20 protein-coding genes are annotated in these 17,609 nt (G+C 48.5%); 2 read left to right on the top strand and 18 right to left on the bottom strand.

Features of this window, described 5'->3' with window-relative positions; all coding sequences use genetic code 11:
• Positions 1-65 precede the first annotated feature (65 nt).
• The 7 genes from KNO72_RS10865 to glyA form a co-directional block, all read right to left on the bottom strand.
• A complete protein-coding gene (locus tag KNO72_RS10865) occupies positions 66-1,277 on the bottom strand; it encodes a hypothetical protein (protein WP_214758153.1) in 1,212 nt (403 codons plus the stop codon).
• A gap of 204 nt (positions 1,278-1,481) precedes the next feature.
• The gene (locus tag KNO72_RS10860) at positions 1,482-2,180 is read right to left on the bottom strand and encodes a hypothetical protein (protein WP_078147664.1); all 699 of its coding nucleotides are present in this window, start codon (positions 2,178-2,180) and stop codon (positions 1,482-1,484) included.
• 108 nt (positions 2,181-2,288) lie between these two features.
• On the bottom strand, positions 2,289-3,524 hold the full coding sequence (locus tag KNO72_RS10855; RefSeq protein ID WP_214730235.1) for a sensor histidine kinase: 1,236 nt from the start codon (positions 3,522-3,524) through the stop codon (positions 2,289-2,291).
• 3 nt (positions 3,525-3,527) lie between these two features.
• On the bottom strand, positions 3,528-4,205 hold the full coding sequence (locus KNO72_RS10850) for a response regulator transcription factor (RefSeq protein WP_211782232.1): 678 nt from the start codon (positions 4,203-4,205) through the stop codon (positions 3,528-3,530).
• A 65-nt stretch (positions 4,206-4,270) separates the two neighbouring features.
• Positions 4,271-4,519, bottom strand: a complete 249-nt coding sequence (locus tag KNO72_RS10845; RefSeq protein ID WP_214686029.1) for a hypothetical protein — start codon at positions 4,517-4,519, stop codon at positions 4,271-4,273.
• Between the two features lie 100 nt (positions 4,520-4,619).
• Positions 4,620-5,567, bottom strand: a complete 948-nt coding sequence (locus KNO72_RS10840) for a hypothetical protein (RefSeq protein ID WP_214730234.1) — start codon at positions 5,565-5,567, stop codon at positions 4,620-4,622.
• A gap of 4 nt (positions 5,568-5,571) precedes the next feature.
• Entirely contained in the window at positions 5,572-6,825 is a 1,254-nt protein-coding gene (gene glyA / locus KNO72_RS10835; protein WP_031422243.1) for a serine hydroxymethyltransferase, read from the bottom strand.
• Positions 6,826-6,956: 131 nt separating this feature from the next.
• On the opposite strand from glyA, the gene KNO72_RS10830 reads away from it, so the two are divergent.
• A complete protein-coding gene (locus KNO72_RS10830; RefSeq protein WP_214734523.1) occupies positions 6,957-7,742 on the top strand; it encodes an alpha/beta hydrolase in 786 nt (261 codons plus the stop codon).
• A 53-nt stretch (positions 7,743-7,795) separates the two neighbouring features.
• On the opposite strand, the gene KNO72_RS10825 is transcribed toward KNO72_RS10830, so the two are convergent.
• From KNO72_RS10825 to rho, 10 genes are all read right to left on the bottom strand, one after another.
• On the bottom strand, positions 7,796-8,338 hold the full coding sequence (locus tag KNO72_RS10825) for a TIGR01440 family protein (protein WP_371815849.1): 543 nt from the start codon (positions 8,336-8,338) through the stop codon (positions 7,796-7,798).
• Complete coding sequence (gene rpiB / locus KNO72_RS10820) at positions 8,335-8,775, bottom strand: ribose 5-phosphate isomerase B (RefSeq protein ID WP_012727380.1); 441 nt, start codon at positions 8,773-8,775, stop codon at positions 8,335-8,337. Before rpiB ends, KNO72_RS10825 begins: the two co-directional genes overlap by 4 nt.
• Before the next feature lie 4 nt (positions 8,776-8,779).
• Complete coding sequence (locus KNO72_RS10815) at positions 8,780-9,280, bottom strand: low molecular weight protein arginine phosphatase (protein WP_012727381.1); 501 nt, start codon at positions 9,278-9,280, stop codon at positions 8,780-8,782.
• Positions 9,281-9,301: 21 nt separating this feature from the next.
• The gene (locus tag KNO72_RS10810; RefSeq protein ID WP_214758149.1) at positions 9,302-10,312 is read right to left on the bottom strand and encodes an L-threonylcarbamoyladenylate synthase; all 1,011 of its coding nucleotides are present in this window, start codon (positions 10,310-10,312) and stop codon (positions 9,302-9,304) included.
• Positions 10,293-11,153: a peptide chain release factor N(5)-glutamine methyltransferase gene (gene prmC, locus KNO72_RS10805; protein WP_078147671.1), complete on the bottom strand. Its 861-nt coding sequence runs from the start codon at positions 11,151-11,153 to the stop codon at positions 10,293-10,295. Before prmC ends, KNO72_RS10810 begins: the two co-directional genes overlap by 20 nt.
• Complete coding sequence (gene prfA / locus KNO72_RS10800) at positions 11,150-12,220, bottom strand: peptide chain release factor 1 (RefSeq protein ID WP_078147952.1); 1,071 nt, start codon at positions 12,218-12,220, stop codon at positions 11,150-11,152. Before prfA ends, prmC begins: the two co-directional genes overlap by 4 nt.
• 82 nt (positions 12,221-12,302) lie before the next feature.
• Positions 12,303-12,914, bottom strand: coding sequence for a thymidine kinase (locus KNO72_RS10795; RefSeq protein WP_012727385.1), 612 nt, complete (start codon positions 12,912-12,914; stop codon positions 12,303-12,305).
• Positions 12,915-13,020: 106 nt separating this feature from the next.
• Positions 13,021-14,244: a cation:proton antiporter gene (locus tag KNO72_RS10790; RefSeq protein WP_214758147.1), complete on the bottom strand. Its 1,224-nt coding sequence runs from the start codon at positions 14,242-14,244 to the stop codon at positions 13,021-13,023.
• Between the two features lie 99 nt (positions 14,245-14,343).
• Positions 14,344-14,586 (bottom strand): type B 50S ribosomal protein L31, encoded by a 243-nt coding sequence (locus tag KNO72_RS10785; protein ID WP_012727387.1) that lies wholly within the window; start codon positions 14,584-14,586, stop codon positions 14,344-14,346.
• An 82-nt stretch (positions 14,587-14,668) separates the two neighbouring features.
• Positions 14,669-16,006, bottom strand: a complete 1,338-nt coding sequence (rho, locus tag KNO72_RS10780) for a transcription termination factor Rho (protein WP_078147673.1) — start codon at positions 16,004-16,006, stop codon at positions 14,669-14,671.
• 382 nt (positions 16,007-16,388) lie between these two features.
• On the opposite strand from rho, the gene KNO72_RS10775 reads away from it, so the two are divergent.
• A complete protein-coding gene (locus KNO72_RS10775; protein WP_214687566.1) occupies positions 16,389-17,084 on the top strand; it encodes a C40 family peptidase in 696 nt (231 codons plus the stop codon).
• 39 nt (positions 17,085-17,123) lie between these two features.
• On the opposite strand, the gene KNO72_RS10770 is transcribed toward KNO72_RS10775, so the two are convergent.
• Positions 17,124-17,609 (bottom strand): DUF421 domain-containing protein, encoded by a 486-nt coding sequence (locus KNO72_RS10770; protein ID WP_214687568.1) that lies wholly within the window; start codon positions 17,607-17,609, stop codon positions 17,124-17,126.

The raw sequence follows: 17,609 nt of genomic DNA, 5'->3' as shown, positions 1-17,609 counted from the left end.
ATTGTACCCTAAGTCTGTTGAGATGGGTAGAGCCAACTTCTAATTTTTCAAAGGTCAGACGCCATTTATAGCTGATTGATTTGGAAATAGTCATTGGCCGGAAGTTCATACGATTGTGATGTGTGTTGATTGACTAAATAGAGTTCTGTTTCCGTTTTCCATACATCAAAGGATTGCTCGGTCAATTCTTCATACAGATGCAAGTCTCCGATTTTGACAGCTGTAGACGTTTTTTCATGCGGCTGAATATGAGACAAGGCGTCAAACAACTCTTGCGTTTTTGGTCCGTCTAGCCAGATTGTATCTTGATCCGATTCAAAAACGGCCAAGCGCGTTTCCCCTTCGGCGGGGCGAGTGGACATCTTGTTTGTCACAGGACGGCGGACATGTCCCCAAATTTCAAGGACCGTTCCATATGTTTTCGATAACGATAACGACGTCTCTTCAGCCACATCCCCTTCAATCGGTCGGTCCGATAAGATGATGCGTTTCATGAGTTCGCGATGATTTCCCTTTAGTGAAATCTCTTCTTTCGGATCGACTTTCATATAAGGAGCCTCATATATATTCGGTAGGACGAGTTGTTTGAGCGAGGACGCCTCTCCGATTTGTAGGGTGAGACGATCATCGGCCCGCCTCGTCAAGAAGACATACCCTTCATTTTCTCCGCTTTGAAACGGGTATAGTTTTGGTTCAATGATTGGGTCAAGTGTGCGTCCGTTTCGAATCGTCTCGAACGTCACATAGATTGCCCCCGTATCTGGCGTCTTATAACGAAAAACTGAATCGGATATCACTTCTTCATGCGTCTCGTTCAAGTTGAACTTACTGGTCACCGCTTTAAGTTCGTCGATACGCTCAAACTCAATCGTCGAAACTACGTTCGACTCTTGAAACCGCTCTGGCTCAAGCGCTTCATACGCTTGAATGGGCTCCACAGCAAATGTTCGCTCCATCAACTCATTGCTGTTCGCACAAGTGAGGTACCGTTCATCTCCCGCTGCAAAATATTTCACTGTTTTGGAGCCGAGTACTTCATAGAGCGGATGATGAAACGTCACTTCCGCCACCATGGCTCGTCGCTCGGGCAAGACATCTGTCGGACGACGCTCACAGTATGTAAGCAGTTTCTCTTGTGTTTGTTTCGTTAATAGTATCTCAGGATCTTGCTCGACTCGATAGGAAGACAAAGGACGTAATTCGATTGCGTTCAACGTCTCGGCACCACATCCACTCAACAAGATACAACTGAGTAAGATTCCCCAATACGTACGCATTGATGTCCCTCCTCATTCCCAATTAGGTGGAAACCACCTAAATTTTTCTTGTACATCATAACATATAACCTATTTTTGTGATGATTTCAGAATTATTACGTTTCTGATGATTTGATAAAAGCGGTCCAATCCATTTTATGCCTCAACGTCTAGCCACAAAAAAAGAACTAATCCATCAAAAGATTAGTCCTTTTCGTTACACCATCAGTCGTTTTCTCGCTCATCTTCAGGTGAGTCATCTTGAGATGAGTCGTCCTGCGAAGAATCATCTTGTTCATTCTGGTCGTCCTCCGATTCACGGTCGACTTCAATGACCGCCCCATCTTGATTTAGTTCAAGTTTGACAAAGTCGCCGACACGCGGGGTGTCATCATCGATTTCAGAACGTGCGGCAAGTGGATATACGTTGTCTTTCCCATCGATCTTAATCGTGACTTCTTGATTTGTGAGTTTGACGAGCGTGCCGTAAATATACGCATCATCATCACCACTCTCACGGTCCACTTCCTTCACTTCATCATCTCGGTTCAATTCGAGTTTTACCCGGTCACCCACTTGCGGTGTATCGTCATCGATTTCATGTGTCGCCGCTAAAGGGTATGTCGACTCTTTTCCGTTGAAGCTGATGGTGACATCTTCTTTCGATAACTTCACGAGCGTCCCGTATAGTTTATAGTCGTCTCCATCTCCCACTCGCGCTGCTGACGAATCATCTGATGCGCTACTTGAGCCATCCGATGTAGCAGGGTCATCTGGGTTGTCCGTCGATCGATCGTCACTCGCTTGATTGATTGCTTGTGGAACAATGACCGTATCCGTCTGATTCCCGTTTACGTAAAATCCAATTCCAACAATTGCCATGACAGCTAATAATGCGCCGATAATCCAACCGATGCGTTTCATGTTTGTTTCCTCCTCATGATGTGTTCTTCTTATTTTCATCATAAGCCTCTTCCGTGAGAGCATATTTAAGGCTTCATTAGAAGTTGATGAGAAAATGCGAAATATTCATCATCGAGTCAGGAAAAATATACTGCCATCCGGATGATTCGATCTACTTCCTATCGTCCACTCATTCAAGTCCGCCACTTCTTTCGCAATCGCGAGACCAAGACCGCTCCCACTGCGATCGCGCGCTTCATCTAATCGGTAGAATCGATCGAACAGCCGATTCCTCACATCATCCGTTAGAACGGGTCCTCGATCGCGTACCTCAATTCGATCACTCTTCAAATGAAGGCTCGTCTCTTCCGCATACTTCAAACTATTGTCTAATAGGATGACAAGAATCCGCTGTAACGACTCACGATGACCAAACCAGCTTCCTGTAGCTTCAATAGGTAAATGGACGCCGTGCGACCGCAAAAAACGTTCCCCTATTGATTCCCCAAGTTCAGCTAAATCGATTTCTTCTCGCTCTACCTGTTCGAGTGCAGCAAATCGATTCAATTCGAGCATCGGTTCAATCAAATCATGTCGCATTTGACGCGACTCCGTTAAAATATGGTCAATCGCTTCGGCACGTACACTCTCATCTTCTTGTCCCCACCGTTGCAATAACTTCGCATAGCCCTCGATGACGGTCAACGGTGTCTTGAGTTCATGTGAAACATCGGCGACGAAACGACGTTGTTGCTCCATCGTCCCTTCGACTCGCTCGATCATATGATTAAATCCGTCCGAAAGAGTCGTCACTTCATCCTTTCGGTCAGCCACTTCGATTGTCTCTAACTTACCGGACTCCGTGATCCGTTCCATCGTTTCTGTCAATCGGCGTAACGGTGACAGACCTTGACGTAAAATCCACCACGTCCCGAGGAACGTCAAGAGAACGGCAAGGAAGAACATGACGAGAAAAATGGTTGCGAGCGCTTGAATCGTATTGCTCACATCTCGATCCTGAAAGCCGAACGCTAGTCCATCCGTCGTCGCGACCACAAACCAATCATCGATGAGGGCCGGTTCCCCGTAATTGATGGGAAACGTCGTTCCGTCTGGCACTTCTCCTGCGATGATTCCCCATTCGCCGTTTTCTTGACGTTCTAACACGACACTGTCCTCATGAAGCGACAATACCGCATCGCTATTCCGGACATCTTCTTCCAAGAGATTCAACGCCTGCAGTAACACGTCAAAACGCGAATCGACAATTTCCTGTCTGGCGACGAACCAGGTCACGCCAAAGGAGACGAGAAGAAGCAACAGCATAAACCCTGTCATCGCCCACGCAATCTTTGTTCGTAGCATCGGTCACTCACCACGCTTCAACATATAGCCGACACCGCGAACCGTTTGAATCCAAGAGCCGGTCAATTTTTTCCTGACGTATCGGACATACACGTCCACGACGTTCGTATCCCCATAATAGTCGAATCCCCACACGTGTTCGACGAGTTGGTCACGCGTCAAAACTCGCTCCGGATTCTCTAAAAAGAAAACCAACAAGTCAAACTCACGTCGAGTCAACTCTACTTTCTTTCCGTCACAATATACTTCATGACGATTCACGTCGACAGTCAATGTCTCATATGTCAACACCTGTTCGGAATGGTCTTGACGAACAAGCTGGCGCATTCGTAAAAATGCCCGAATCCGTGCGAGCACTTCTTCTATTTCAAATGGTTTTGTGATGTAATCATCTGCGCCAAGATCGAGTCCACTCACTTTATCGTATCGATCGCCACGGGCCGTCACCATCAGAACGGGTAACAAAGGTCGCTCTTCTTTCAGACGACGGACCACCTCGAGTCCACTCATTTGAGGTAACATCACGTCAAGCAACACGAGGTCGACATCGTCAGCGAGAGCTCGTTCCAAACCGGTACGACCGTCTGTCGCCACCATGACCGCATATCCCGCATGCTTCAATTCCAACTCCAGTAATCGCGCAATCTTCGAATCATCTTCTACGACGAGAATCGTCTGCATCCTGCTCACTCCTTTGAAAAAACGCCGAGCGGTTCGCTCGACGTACCGTTATTCATTTCCCGAATTCAATCCGCAAAAAACAGACGAACGCCTTCCGGAATGGCTTGCTCGATTCGTCTTTCTAAATCATCTTCCCATTCATCCCACTTCGTATCGACTTGTTCCATCTGCTGTTCGACTTGCAGCGCCGCTAGCGATAGTTGCGACAGGCTAGCTTGTCCAGGTGAAGTGAAGAATAAAAATCCGGCAAGTCCGATTCCCATAAGTCCGATCGCCAATAAAGTTGTTCCAATGGTTTTCATTACACGTTTCATACACGCATCCCTCCTACCTCAAATCATACGACAGGAAAACGAGAAATCGTGGTGTACTTCATTAGAATTTCATGAGAAAAGGCGCTACTCATGTAGCACCTTACTCTTCGAGCACGGACTTCGCAATCGGTGCCCAATACGTCCCTTCCATCTCTGAAACGGTCGTCAATGTTTCACGATAAGCCGGGTCATTCGCTTTTTTCTCGGCAATCCCTTTCATCCAAAGGACATCCGCCTTATAACCGGATTCCGGATACGACTCGAGATAAGCCGCATAGTCCGCAATGTCTGCTTGTCCTAACTTATTGTCGACAAGAAGTCGATAAAATCCAACTGCTTGTTCTTGTCCGACTTTCGCGTTCCCGTCTAATAGGCGGTCGGCTTTTTCATACTGTTTGTCTTGGACGAGTGATTCTACCTCAGCCAGCGGTACGACATCCGTTGAGGTGTCCGGTGCTTCTTCAGTCGATTCCTCTGGCTTCTGTTCGTCCGAATCTTGAAGTTTCTCATTCTCTTCTTCGAGTCGGGCGACTTCTGCCTCGAGTTCTTCAAGACGTTCCGCGAGCGCTTCTTCTTCTGTCACCGTCTCGACAACGACTTCGTCCGGTTCGTCCGGCGTGACGACCGGCGGTTCGGAATCTGGCCAAAATACGAGCGCTACAGCTGCAAGACCAACGACAAGCGGGAGTCCGAGCCATTTCTTATCGAACTTGAACGCCTGTCGCCATTCGGCTAAATCCGAATGTTGGATGACAGCCGACGAGAACGAACGAAAGCGGCGCTTGGCCGCTTTTTTTCCGTTCGCCTTCACTTCTAGCGCAAGACCTAGTCGATGGAAAGCAGCAGGCACTTTCATCCCGAGGAGCGGCACGATTCGTTCGCTCGCTTCTTCATAATAGCCATGGTCGAGGAGCGTCGTGATGACACCGAACTCACTGGCGACAAGACGGAAAGAAGGATCGTATTCCCCTTTACGAGCCAACCATTCTGTCATATCGAACAATGGAAGTTCGGATAGCTCTCGTTCTGCTAGTGTCCGAATATCCATTGACTCAGCCTCGTTCAGGGTAAAGCGGGAACTTCGCCGTTAACGATCGCACGTCTTGAAGTGCTTCCGCGATTACCGCCTCGTCTTCATGTTGTTTGAGCACACGCCCGATGAGACGTGCCACTTCTTTCATATCCGCTTCTTTGAAACCACGAGTCGTCATCGCAGCCGTTCCGAGACGGATTCCGCTTGTGACAAACGGTGATGCCGGGTCGAATGGAATCGTGTTTTTATTGACCGTGATTCCTGCTGCATCCAATGCATGCTCAGCTGCTTTACCTGTGATGTCGATTCCTCGAAGATCGACGAGCAAGAGGTGATTGTCCGTTCCGCCCGATACGATTCGAAGTCCCTCTTCTTCAAGGCCTGCCGCAAGTGCTTGTGCATTCGCAATGACTTGACGTTGGTAATCTTTGAATTCCGGTTGGAGTGCCTCACCGAACGCGACCGCTTTTGCCGCGATGACGTGCATGAGCGGTCCTCCTTGAATCCCTGGGAAAATCGACTTATCGATCGCTTTGGCGAACTCTTCTTTACAAAGAATCATCCCTCCACGTGGTCCACGGAGCGTCTTGTGCGTCGTCGTCGTGACGAAATGCGCATGTTCGACCGGGTTCGGATGCAGACCTGCTGCCACGAGTCCGGCGATGTGCGCCATATCGACCATAAGATAAGCATCGACACTGTCCGCGATCTCACGGAACTTCGCGAAGTCGATTGTACGTGGATATGCCGATGCTCCCGCAACAATCAATTTCGGCTTATGTTCCTTCGCAAGTGCAGCGACGACGTCGTAATCGATGTGTTCTGTCTCTTTGTCTACACCATATTCGACGAAGTTATATTGCACACCTGAGAAGTTGACCGGGCTACCGTGCGTCAAGTGACCACCATGAGACAAGTTCATTCCGAGAACCGTATCTCCTGCTTCAAGCACCGTGAAGTAGACCGCCATGTTCGCTTGTGCACCCGAGTGTGGTTGTACGTTCGCATGTTCTGCACCGAACAATTCTTTCGCACGGTCACGCGCCAAGTTCTCAGCAACGTCGACAAACTCACAGCCACCGTAATAGCGGCGTCCCGGATATCCTTCGGCATATTTGTTCGTCAATACGCCTCCTTGCGCTTCCATGACCGCTTCTGAAACAAAGTTTTCTGAAGCGATGAGTTCGATGTTGTCGCGCTGACGACCGAGCTCGTGTTGCATTGCCTCAAATAATTCCGCATCCTGCACTTTCAACTTCGTCGTGTTTACCATGTGAAGACCCCCTCTAAATGTCTAAAAATCAACACCCCCATCGTACCACATGCTTGTTTTTTTGGGTATCGCAATAATCTGATGAAAAGTTGGGTATCATTAATAAGAATGTAACTGTGAGGAGGCCACTTATGATTGAGACAAAAGAACTGACGATCACACCGTTCGAACGGACACGAACGGTCCGAATCTACACACCTGCCGACTATGAGACGTCCGAAAAACGATATCCGGTCCTCTACATGCACGACGGACAAAACTGTTTTGCTGACGAGGATGCGAGCTACAACATGAGCTGGCGCGTCGGTGAATATTTAGACGCCTCGAAGCGTGACTTGATTGTCGTCGCCCTCGATAGTGCACCAGGCGAACAACGACTCGATGAGTATGGACCATGGGAAAACCCTTATATCGGGGAGAGCTTGCTCGGTCGTGACATCGTGCTCGGCGGGCAAGGTTCCGCCTATATCGAATACATCGCGCAGGAATTGAAACCTCAAATCGATGCCGACTATCGGACGATCCCGGAAGCGACAGCGATGATGGGGAGTTCGATGGGTGGACTCATCTCGGTGTATGCCGCCTGTGTGTATCCAGACATCTTCAAGCGCGTCGCTTCCCTGTCCTCTGCATTTTGGTTCAACCAAACCGAGCTGGAACAATTGATTGAAGCGAGCGATTTGAAGGGCGTCGAGCGTCTTTACTTGGACGTCGGCGCAAAAGAAGTCGAGGAACCGATCGAAAATGGACCGACGAACGAGATGTATCGTGAGTCGAGCGAACGCGTGTACAACTTGTTAAAAGACAAGGTCGAACACATCCGATTCGAAGTGATTGAAGAAGGAGTTCACAACGAGCTCGCCTGGCGTGAGCGTTTCCCGATGGTCATCTCCTATCTTTTTGGAGAAGATTTATAATTTGAACAAAAAAGCATCGCATTCGGTCGAAAAACCTAAATGCGATGCTTTCTTCATTTATTTGGATACTGAGCCCGTGGCCCACCAATCAGTTTCGGTCTCGTGACTGCGAACGTGACGTACGCCTCTCCGAGATGCTTCGATGATAACCGAACCGGTATCGCGACCGGTTTCAAATGCATCCCAATCAATGTCGAGCCGATATCAATCCCGGCATCTGCTTGAATCGATTCGACGACACATGGTTCATCAAAGTTGGCATAAGCCTTCTCTGACATCGCTCCGCCCGCCGATCGGACCGGGACGACCGACACTTCTGTGAGACCGAACTGTTTGAGTGTCCGGCGCTCAACGGTGAGGGCACGATTGATATGCTCACACCCTTGAAACGCCAAATGGACACCTGTCTTCTTTCTAAATTCAAGGAATGCTTCCATCAATTCGCTTGCGACATCAATGGAACCTGCCTTCCCAATCGTTTTTCCGAGCACTTCACTCGTCGAGCATCCGATGACGAGAATGCGCTCATCATTCAAAGGAAACCGTTCGTGAAGCTCCGTCAAAAATCCGAGAAGTTCCGTCTTCATTTGACTCACTTCGATTCGTAAGCACTCATCTTGTCGACACGGTTTGAATGGCGACCGCCTTCAAAGTCCGTATCGAGCCACGTCGTCACCAAGTCGAGTGCAAGACCAGGTCCGATGACACGCTCGCCCATCGTCATGATGTTCGAATCGTTATGCTGACGTGTCGCTTTCGCGCTGAATGAGTCATGGACGAGTGCGGCACGAATCCCTTTGACTTTGTTCGCCGCAATCCCGATTCCGATTCCCGTACCGCAAATCAAAATCCCACGATCGAATTCACCTGCCGCTACCGCTTCTGCGACCGGGATGGCCACATCCGGGTAGTCAATCGAGTCCGCTGAGTGCGTCCCGAAATCTTTATACTCATGTCCGAGTTCCTCAAGCAAGGCTACGATTTCTTTCTTCAAGTTGAAGCCGCCATGATCAGCGCCAATTGCAATTTTCATTCGTTCATTCCCCCGTCTTCTTTGGTAGGCGTCTCGGTGGTTTCGTCACCTTTGACCCATCATTCGTTAATTTTAACACAAGTCGATTCACGAGTGGTTCGAGCTCGTTTCGCACCTGGCGATACACATTCATCGAACCGCCGAACGGATCGTTGATGTCCCGTTCGAGCCCCGTCACGAATTCATAGAGCGTGTACGTCCGCTCAGACAAATCCGGGTATGTATCCCGAATTTGTTCACGGTGTGCGCGTGTCATCGTCAAGATGATATCCGCCCAATTCCCTAACACTTCATCGAACGTCTGGGTGACATGATCGAGCTCAATCCCACGTTCTCTGAGAACTTGCAGTGCATTTTCAGAAGCATCGAATCCTTGCATCGTCCGTAGACCGGCTGAGCGAATATCAAACTCGTCCCCGGTCATCTTCGAACGGAGCAAGGCCATCGCCATCGGGCTTCGGCACGTGTTGCCACTACATATGAATAATACGCGTTTCATTGACATCGCGTGTCCTCCTCTATGTCTTTAGGCATCTTTCGTCGGGTGCACAACCTTTCCGCCCGCCGCTTTGTATAAACGGTTATAGACGGCTAATGCGACTCCGACCGGTTCAATCGTGTTCACATAAATCTCATCCACGTCTGTTTCATCAAATCGACGAAGCGCATCGTATAAGCGTTGTGCCGCCACTTCCATCGAGGTCCCAAGTGAATGCGTGACCTCAGCCGGTGTCGGGTTTTCGTCGAAGACGAGGGCACCGATTCGCAACCCCGCTTGCTTCCGTTCCTCGATGACACGCTCCAGATCTTCACGTGTGCCATCGACTAAAAAAACAGGTGCCGTTGGGGCATAGTGCGTATATTTCATTCCCGGCGATCGTGGTGTGGCTTCATCGTTACTTAAATTGGCATCTAAGGCGACCGGTCCAATGACAGCTTCCATTTCTTCTCGCGTCACACCACCTGGTCGTAAAATCGTTACCGTGTCACCCGTACAATCCACAACGGTTGACTCGACTCCGATTCCGGTAGGACCCCCATCCACGATTCCTGCGATTCGTCCGTTCAAATCATCCGCGACGTGTTGAGCAGTTGTCGGCGAAGGTCGTCCGGAACGATTCGCACTCGGAGCCGCAAGCCCTAACCCTGACTTACGAATTAACTCGAGTGCTGCCGGATGATTCGGCATCCGGAGTCCGATGGAATCGAGGCCCGCGGTCACGAGCGAAGAGGCTTGTCCGTTTGAAGGCAAGATGATCGTCAAAGCGCCTGGCCAAAACGCATCCATTAAGCGTTTGGCAACAGGAGGAATCGAATCGACAAACAAACTCGTTTGGTCGATTGAAGCGATATGGACGATGAGCGGGTTATCCGACGGACGACCTTTTGCCTCAAAAATCTTTCGAATTGCCACATCGTTCATGGCATCTCCAGCGAGACCATAGACGGTTTCTGTCGGCATGGCGATGATTTCACCTGCTTGAAGAAGACGTACCCCCTCTTCAATCTCATTCGAATTAATCCATTTCGTTTCCATACGCAATCCCTTCCCTTACGGCATAGACGATACGGTCCTTGCCGTTTATATCTTTTAAAATACCCGTTTCTGCTTCAGGATAACGTTCAGACAGTAATGATTTCACATCTTGTCCTTGGTTATACCCGATTTCAAACGCAATCAACTGCCAATCGGCACGTAAGACGCGCACCGACTCCGCAATCAATTGTCGATACATGTCGAGCCCATCCTTCCCTCCAAAGAGGGCGAGATGCGGTTCGTAGCCGACGACCGTCTCATCCAACAATTCATCCGCCTCGATATAGGGCGGATTTGAGACGAGGATGCGAATTGAGCGGTCCCCAATCGGTGCAAGTCCGTCGCCTTCATAAAATCGTACATTCGCACCAAGAGCGGTCGCATTCCGCTTTGCAACCGTTATTGCTTCCGGAGAAATATCAACGGTTTGCACGCGTACTCCGAGCTCAAGGCTCAATGTGATTGCGATTGCTCCGCTTCCTGTTCCAACATCGACAATCTCATCATCCTTGATGTGACGAAGTTGCCCAAGTACCCAGTCGATCAACTCTTCCGTTTCTGGTCTCGGAATCAACACATCCCGGTTCACTTCAAACGAGCGCCCGTAAAACGGAGCATGACCAATCACGTGTTGTACCGGTTCTCCCATCAATAAACGCTCGATTCCCGCCTCGAACCGTGCCGCCTCATCTAAAGACAATTCATCCGACAAACGAACGAGGAGACCGGTGCGATCGACTTGCAACACATGCATAAGCCACCACTCGGCAGCCGCACGGTCGCGCCCAGCTTCAACTAGTCGTTCTTCCGTCTGCTTAAGTAGCGCGGCAATCCGCATCATTCCGCATCCTCCATCAGACGTGCCTGTTCGTCCATGATGAGTGCGTCGATAATGTCTTCAAGTTCACCTGCTAGGACACGGTCCAACTTCTGAAGGGTCAATCCAATCCGATGATCGGTGACACGACTTTGTGGGAAGTTGTATGTGCGGATCCGCTCGGAACGGTCACCTGTTCCGACAGCCGATTTTCGTTGAGCAGACAACTCTTCCATATGTTCGCTTTGCATTTTATCATACAGGCGTGCTCGAAGGACCTTCATCGCCTTATCCTTGTTTTTATGCTGCGACTTCTCATCTTGACATGATACGACGAGTCCTGAAGGAATGTGTGTCAAGCGGACAGCTGATTGCGTCGTGTTGACCGATTGTCCCCCTGGACCAGATGAAGTGAACGTATCAACTCGTACATCTTTCATATCGATATGCACTTCGACATCCTCTGCTTCCGGAAGAACAGCAACCGTTGCTGTGGACGTATGGATTCGTCCGCCCGATTCAGTCGACGGGACCCGCTGCACACGATGGGCTCCGTTCTCAAACTTGAGCTTTGAATAAGCGCCTGCTCCGTTGATCATGAACGTGACTTCTTTAAATCCACCGAGTTCGGTATAGTTCGCGTCAATGAGTTCCACTTTCCAATTTTGACGTTCAGCAAATCGCGTATACATCTTATATAAATCTCCTGCAAAAAGTGCCGCTTCGTCTCCGCCTGCTGCTCCTCGAACTTCGACGATAACGTTCTTGTCATCGTTCGGGTCTTTTGGAAGCAATAAAATCCGCAGTTTCGCCTCTAGCTCTTTGACTTCTGGCTCAAGGAGGTTCATCTCTTCTTTTGCCAATTCACGCATATCGGCGTCGAGCGTCCGGTCTTCAAGCATTGCCTTCGCTTCTTTGAACGCTTCGCTTGTCTCTTTATACTGACGATACATCTGTACCGTCTCTTCTAGTTGTGCCTGCTCTTTCGAATATTGTCTCAACTTCGTCGAGTCACTGAGCACCTCAGGATCGGCGAGCATTTCATTCAATTGCATGTAACGATCTTCTAATACACTTAAACGGTCAAACATGATGATCCGTCCTTTCTCCGTCAAATCAAACTCTATCTATTATAGCAAAAAAACGGACCGCCGAGGGCGGTCCGTCGATTCATCAGTCTACCACCGTATGGCGGACCGGATGTGGTTTATTCGGTACATCATGACAATGTCGGCATCGTGGTTCGTAAGACTCGGAAGCCCCCACCAAGATGACCGGGTCCTCATACCGAGCCGGTTGCCCGTCAATCAGACGCTGTGTCCGTGAAGCAGGTGCGCCGCATGACAAACAGATGGCCTGTAATTTCGTCACAAACTCCGCGCGTGACAACAGTTCAGGCATCATCGTGAACGGTTCGCCTCGAAAGTCCATATCGAGCCCAGCGCAGATGACGCGTTTGTCTTCGTTCGCAAGTTGTTCGATGACGTCTACAATTCCTTCATCAAAGAATTGCACCTCGTCAATCGCGATAACCTGTGTTTCTTCACGAACGGCATCATATAATTCTTGGCTCGATGCGATCGGCACGGCCACGACCGAATTCCCCGTATGTGAGACGACGTTCTCTTCATGATACCGGTCGTCGATTGCTGGTTTGAACACTTGGACCGGAATCTTTCCATAATGAGCACGGCGGACTCGGCGAATCAATTCCTCCGACTTCCCCGAAAACATACTCCCACAAATCACTTCAATCCAACCATATCGGTTCGTCACATGCATCATTGTTCTTCGCCCTCTCCATCGATAATCGCTTTCCGATTATACCTATCTTTCGAGTTGAGGAAAAGGGTTGACTTCTCCTAAATGTTGATTGAAAGAACTCCGTCCTTTATTCATCAGCGTTCGCCTCTTTTTGTTCATCGATTAATTTCAATTTTCGCGCGAGCGGTCGAATCGTGAGACCGTGCAATGTAACGGAAATGAAGACGAGACCGAGTGTGAGCGGCAACATTTGCTTCGCATCGTCAATCCCAAGATGCGCGACTTCTTCAGCAAAGAATCCAGCGACCGTCATCGCGACAATCCCGCGCGGCGCAATCCAGCCGATGAATCCTCGTTCCGCCAGCGGCAAACCTCCACCGATGGTCGACAAGTAAATCGCAACTGGGCGAACCAAGAAGAGAATGCCCGCAATCGTCAAGAGGAGTGGCCATTGGAAAATGTTCAACAGCTCGGCCCGGGACAGAGATGCCGTCAACAAGATGAAGACAGACGAGATGAGTAAGATGGAAATATCCTCTTTGAATGATTGCAGTTCTTCGATGATTTCTTCATCCCGATGCTTCGTATTGGCCATCGTCATCCCCATCGCCGTAACGGCGAGCAGCCCGACTTCATGCATCATAAGCTCACTGAGTGAGAATAAGACGAGGACAGCCGTCAACGTAACCGAGGCACGGAGATAGCGAGGTACTTTTTCTGCCACAAACCATCCCATCAAGAGATGACCGAACAAGTAACCGAGTCCAATCCCTAAAATACAGGCACCTGCAAAGAGGAGTTGCATCCATAAATCCATACCTTCGTATACGATGTTTCCGAGTCGAACGACGAAGAGTCCGAGTAATGCTCCGACAGGATCGACAATGATGCCTTCCCACTTCAAAATCGCTCCGACCCGATCTTTCAAATGTGCCTGACGTAACAACGGAATGACGACAGTCGGACCCGTCACGACGAAGAGCGCCCCCATCGTCCAGGCAACGACCCAATGTAATCCTCCAACATATTGAATAAGTAGCGACATCCCGACAAACGAGAGCGCGACTCCAATCGTGACAATGCGGACAATCGACCGTCGGAACTGATTGATTTCGCTAAAATGAAGCCCAAGACTTCCTTCAAATAAGATGATGGCGACCGCAAACGAAATGATCGGACTATATAAATCCCCAAATAATTCACGCGGGTCGAACAGCCCGAGGATTGGACCGGCCAATACTCCAGCGAGCGTCATAATGATGATTGCTGGGATTTGATAACGCCATGCCAACCATTGGGACATGATGCCGACCCCGATCAACAAGCTGATACTAATGAGTATAAATTCCATAACAACCCCCTCACGACAGTCTTTCGTCTCTTTACCCGTGTCGATGCAACAAAAAACCGCCAAGGGCAATCCCTAGGCGGTGAGCATACAACTTTACGATTAACGTTGGTATTTCTTGTTGAAGCGCTCGATACGACCATCTGCAGATGCGAATTTCTGGCGACCTGTGTAGAACGGGTGCGAATCAGAAGATACATCGACACGGATGAGTGGGTACTCGTTTCCATCTTCCATCGTGATTGTCTCGTTAGAGTAACGAGTTGAACCAGTGATGAATTTGAATTCTGTCGTCGAGTCCATGAATACGACTTTACGGTATTCTGGGTGGATTCCTTGTTTCATTGCTTTTCAACTCCTTCGGCCCTAAGTATTCTTTCAACCTAGAGAAAGTTCACTAGAATATAATATCACCCTACTATAGGTTTTACAAGTCTGTTTTCGTTTTTTTCACCGGTCGTCTTTTTTTCTTATCCGCCTCTAGCGCAGCAAAAAAGTCGAGGTTTGTTTTCGTCTCACGGACGCGGCGTAAGAACTGTTCGATGAAGTCTGGAGACTCGTTCATCGTACGACGAATTGTCCAGAGCGAATCGAGTTCGTCCTTCCCGAGTAGCAACTCTTCTTTCCGTGTTCCCGAGCGACGAATATCGATTGCAGGGAAGATCCTGCGCTCTGCCAATTTCCGGTCCAGATGCAGTTCCATGTTCCCTGTTCCTTTGAACTCTTCATAGATGACGTCGTCCATTCGTGATCCGGTATCGACGAGCGCTGTCGCGAGGATCGTCAAGCTACCTCCATCCTCGATATTCCGTGCCGCTCCGAAGAACTTTTTCGGTTTGTGGAACGCCGCCGGGTCAATCCCCCCCGAGAGTGTCCGTCCGCTCGGTGGAACAGACAGGTTGTACGCACGCGTCAAGCGTGTGATGGAATCGAGTAGGATGACCACGTCTTTCTTATGTTCCACGAGACGCATCGCGCGTTCGAGAACGAGTTCTGAAATACGCGCATGGTTTTCCGGCGTCTCATCAAAAGTCGAGAACGCCACGTCCGCATCCGGTACAGAGCGTTGAATATCCGTCACTTCCTCTGGTCGTTCATCGATTAGAAGAATGATTAATTCGACGTTCGGATGATTCGTCGTGATCGAGTTGGCAATTTCTTTTAAAAGCGACGTTTTCCCCGCTTTTGGTGGTGCCACAATCAACCCGCGTTGGCCAAACCCTACTGGTGCGATCATATCCATGACACGAACCGAAAGATGGGTCGGCTCTGTCTCGAGCACCATCTGTTGTTCTGGATAAATCGGTGTCAATGCCGGGAAATAATCACGCGAACGCGTCGAGTCCGTCGACTCTCCATTGACCGCTTCAACACTCAACAAACCTTGGAACCGTTCATTCTCCTTCGGTTTACGGACCTTTCCTGTGACAAGGTCCCCGTTTCGAAGATTAAAGCGACGAATTTGCGATGCGGCGATATAGATGTCTTCGGAAGATTGAGAATAGTTGATTGGTCGGAGGAATCCAAATCCGCCATCATTTTGAGACTGTGGATTCGGTGGGATGATCTCTAAAATACCTTCGAGGAAGTATAAATCTTTTGATTCAGCCTGTGATTTCAAAATACGGAACATGAGCTCACGCTTACGCGCTTCTCGAAAGTTCGGTACTTTGACTTCTTTGGCAATTTCATATAATTCTTTCAACGTCTTCGTTTCAAGCTCACGAAGTGTATAGTTCTTTGTCGGTTCTGTCTGTTGACTCATTCAAGTCACCTATCTTTCTACATTTCATTACAAGAAGCATTCAACTTGATTCATTTGTTCTGCCATCATCTAACCATATTTTGCCCGTGCCGTCACCGTGCAAAATTCACCTCTTGTTCAATCGTTTCCCTCTTGTACAAATCCTTACACAGTAAAAGATCGTTTTGTAACAAAATAAGTGCTATATCCACATATTGTTTCATTTTTGTTACAAGAAACTGCTTTTTTGACTTGCGATTGAAAAATGCTATCGGTCTTGCGCATGATATAGTTTATTTGCACAGGAAACCGGGTATATCCCGCAGCTTGTGCTCTACCATAAAAATTACTCGATTTGTCATATACGAATGTCTTGATTTTAAAAAACGGAGGGATTTATACAATGTTAAAGCGTATTGCATCAATCGTCGTCGCTGCCACTGTCGCTTTCTCGGGTCTTATGTTCTCAACAGGTGAACAAGCAGAAGCCGCTACCGGTACATTTGCTTACTCGAAAGTAAACGGTTTGAACATCCGTACTGCCCCGTCACTTACGTCATCGAAAGTCGTCGCGAAAATGGATAAAGGTCAACGCTATACATACCTTGGTAAATCCGGTTCGTTCTACAAAATCAACTACAAAGGCACACACCGTTACATCTCAGCATCTTCAACGTTCACGTACTTGAAAGCGAACACGTCGACATCAACAACGGTCTCAACGTCATCTTCAAGCAAACGTTCGAAACTCGTCGCTGAGTCGAAGAAATATCTCGGAACACCGTATCGCTATGGTGGAACAACAACTTCAGGGTTTGACTGCTCAGGATATACTGGTCACGTGTACAAGAAAGCAATCGGAAAAACACTTCCACGTTCTTCACGTCAGCAATACTCAAGCGCAAAGAAAATCTCGAAATCATCGATCCAAGCGGGTGACCTCGTCTTCTTCTCACATTCAGGCGGAACGATTCAACACGTCGGAATGGCACTTAGCAAAACACAAATGATCAGCTCAGAAACAGGCGGCGTGAAATACGCGAGCTTCACTTCTGGATACTGGGCACCACGCTATGTAGGCGCTGGATCATATCTCTAATACAATATCACGACTCGGTTCATCGGAACCGAGTCGTTTTTATTTGTTCACATGTTCCATTACATGACGAGAGTCTTTCAGAACAGAAAACGTTCCATCCGTTTCTATGATTACTGCTTCGACTTGTCCTAGAGGAGTGCCACTTGATCGAATCGCTTGAATGACCTCTATCTCTAGAATTCGTTCTTTCTTTAGATGTTCTCTCAAATAATCTCCTTTATAAAACAGTAGAGTTGGTTCTGATTTAATCATTTGATTCACAATGGAGAATCGCTTAGATAGTTTCGCTAATATATATTGTAAGACGATTAGTGTACCGAATGCAGTGAGTCCAGCCAATAAAGAGGTTTGTTGACTAGTCAAGGTCGTTGCCAAAATAGAACCAAGTGCAACCGTCACAATAAAATCAAATGCATTCATTTTTGCCAATGTACGCTTACCAGAAACACGCAACATGATAATGATTGAAATATATGCTCCAATACCTGTTAACATGATCCGAATCATCGTTGATAGTTCCTGCAT

It is taken from the genome of Exiguobacterium sp. s123 (assembly GCF_018617075.1).
GTDB lineage: Bacteria > Bacillota > Bacilli > Exiguobacteriales > Exiguobacteriaceae > Exiguobacterium > Exiguobacterium profundum.
The sequence above is the reverse complement of the archived record's forward strand: the minus strand, read 5'-3'. Positions and strand labels throughout refer to the sequence as shown.

Excerpts from the sequence above, each read along its gene's own strand:
- KNO72_RS10865 (WP_214758153.1), bottom strand. The coding sequence starts at position 1,277 with ATGCGTACGTATTGGGGAATCTTACTCAGTTGTATCTTGTTGAGTGGA.
- KNO72_RS10860 (WP_078147664.1), bottom strand. The coding sequence starts at position 2,180 with ATGAAACGCATCGGTTGGATTATCGGCGCATTATTAGCTGTCATGGCA.
- KNO72_RS10855 (WP_214730235.1), bottom strand. The coding sequence starts at position 3,524 with ATGCTACGAACAAAGATTGCGTGGGCGATGACAGGGTTTATGCTGTTG.
- KNO72_RS10850 (WP_211782232.1), bottom strand. The coding sequence starts at position 4,205 with ATGCAGACGATTCTCGTCGTAGAAGATGATTCGAAGATTGCGCGATTA.
- KNO72_RS10845 (WP_214686029.1), bottom strand. The coding sequence starts at position 4,519 with ATGAAACGTGTAATGAAAACCATTGGAACAACTTTATTGGCGATCGGA.
- KNO72_RS10840 (WP_214730234.1), bottom strand. The coding sequence starts at position 5,567 with ATGGATATTCGGACACTAGCAGAACGAGAGCTATCCGAACTTCCATTG.
- glyA (WP_031422243.1), bottom strand. The coding sequence starts at position 6,825 with ATGGTAAACACGACGAAGTTGAAAGTGCAGGATGCGGAATTATTTGAG.
- KNO72_RS10830 (WP_214734523.1), top strand. The coding sequence starts at position 6,957 with ATGATTGAGACAAAAGAACTGACGATCACACCGTTCGAACGGACACGA.
- rpiB (WP_012727380.1), bottom strand. The coding sequence starts at position 8,775 with ATGAAAATTGCAATTGGCGCTGATCATGGCGGCTTCAACTTGAAGAAA.
- KNO72_RS10815 (WP_012727381.1), bottom strand. The coding sequence starts at position 9,280 with ATGTCAATGAAACGCGTATTATTCATATGTAGTGGCAACACGTGCCGA.
- KNO72_RS10810 (WP_214758149.1), bottom strand. The coding sequence starts at position 10,312 with ATGGAAACGAAATGGATTAATTCGAATGAGATTGAAGAGGGGGTACGT.
- prmC (WP_078147671.1), bottom strand. The coding sequence starts at position 11,153 with ATGATGCGGATTGCCGCGCTACTTAAGCAGACGGAAGAACGACTAGTT.
- prfA (WP_078147952.1), bottom strand. The coding sequence starts at position 12,220 with ATGTTTGACCGTTTAAGTGTATTAGAAGATCGTTACATGCAATTGAAT.
- KNO72_RS10795 (WP_012727385.1), bottom strand. The coding sequence starts at position 12,914 with ATGATGCATGTGACGAACCGATATGGTTGGATTGAAGTGATTTGTGGG.
- KNO72_RS10790 (WP_214758147.1), bottom strand. The coding sequence starts at position 14,244 with ATGGAATTTATACTCATTAGTATCAGCTTGTTGATCGGGGTCGGCATC.
- KNO72_RS10785 (WP_012727387.1), bottom strand. The coding sequence starts at position 14,586 with ATGAAACAAGGAATCCACCCAGAATACCGTAAAGTCGTATTCATGGAC.
- rho (WP_078147673.1), bottom strand. The coding sequence starts at position 16,006 with ATGAGTCAACAGACAGAACCGACAAAGAACTATACACTTCGTGAGCTT.
- KNO72_RS10775 (WP_214687566.1), top strand. The coding sequence starts at position 16,389 with ATGTTAAAGCGTATTGCATCAATCGTCGTCGCTGCCACTGTCGCTTTC.
- KNO72_RS10770 (WP_214687568.1), bottom strand. The coding sequence starts at position 17,609 with ATGCAGGAACTATCAACGATGATTCGGATCATGTTAACAGGTATTGGA.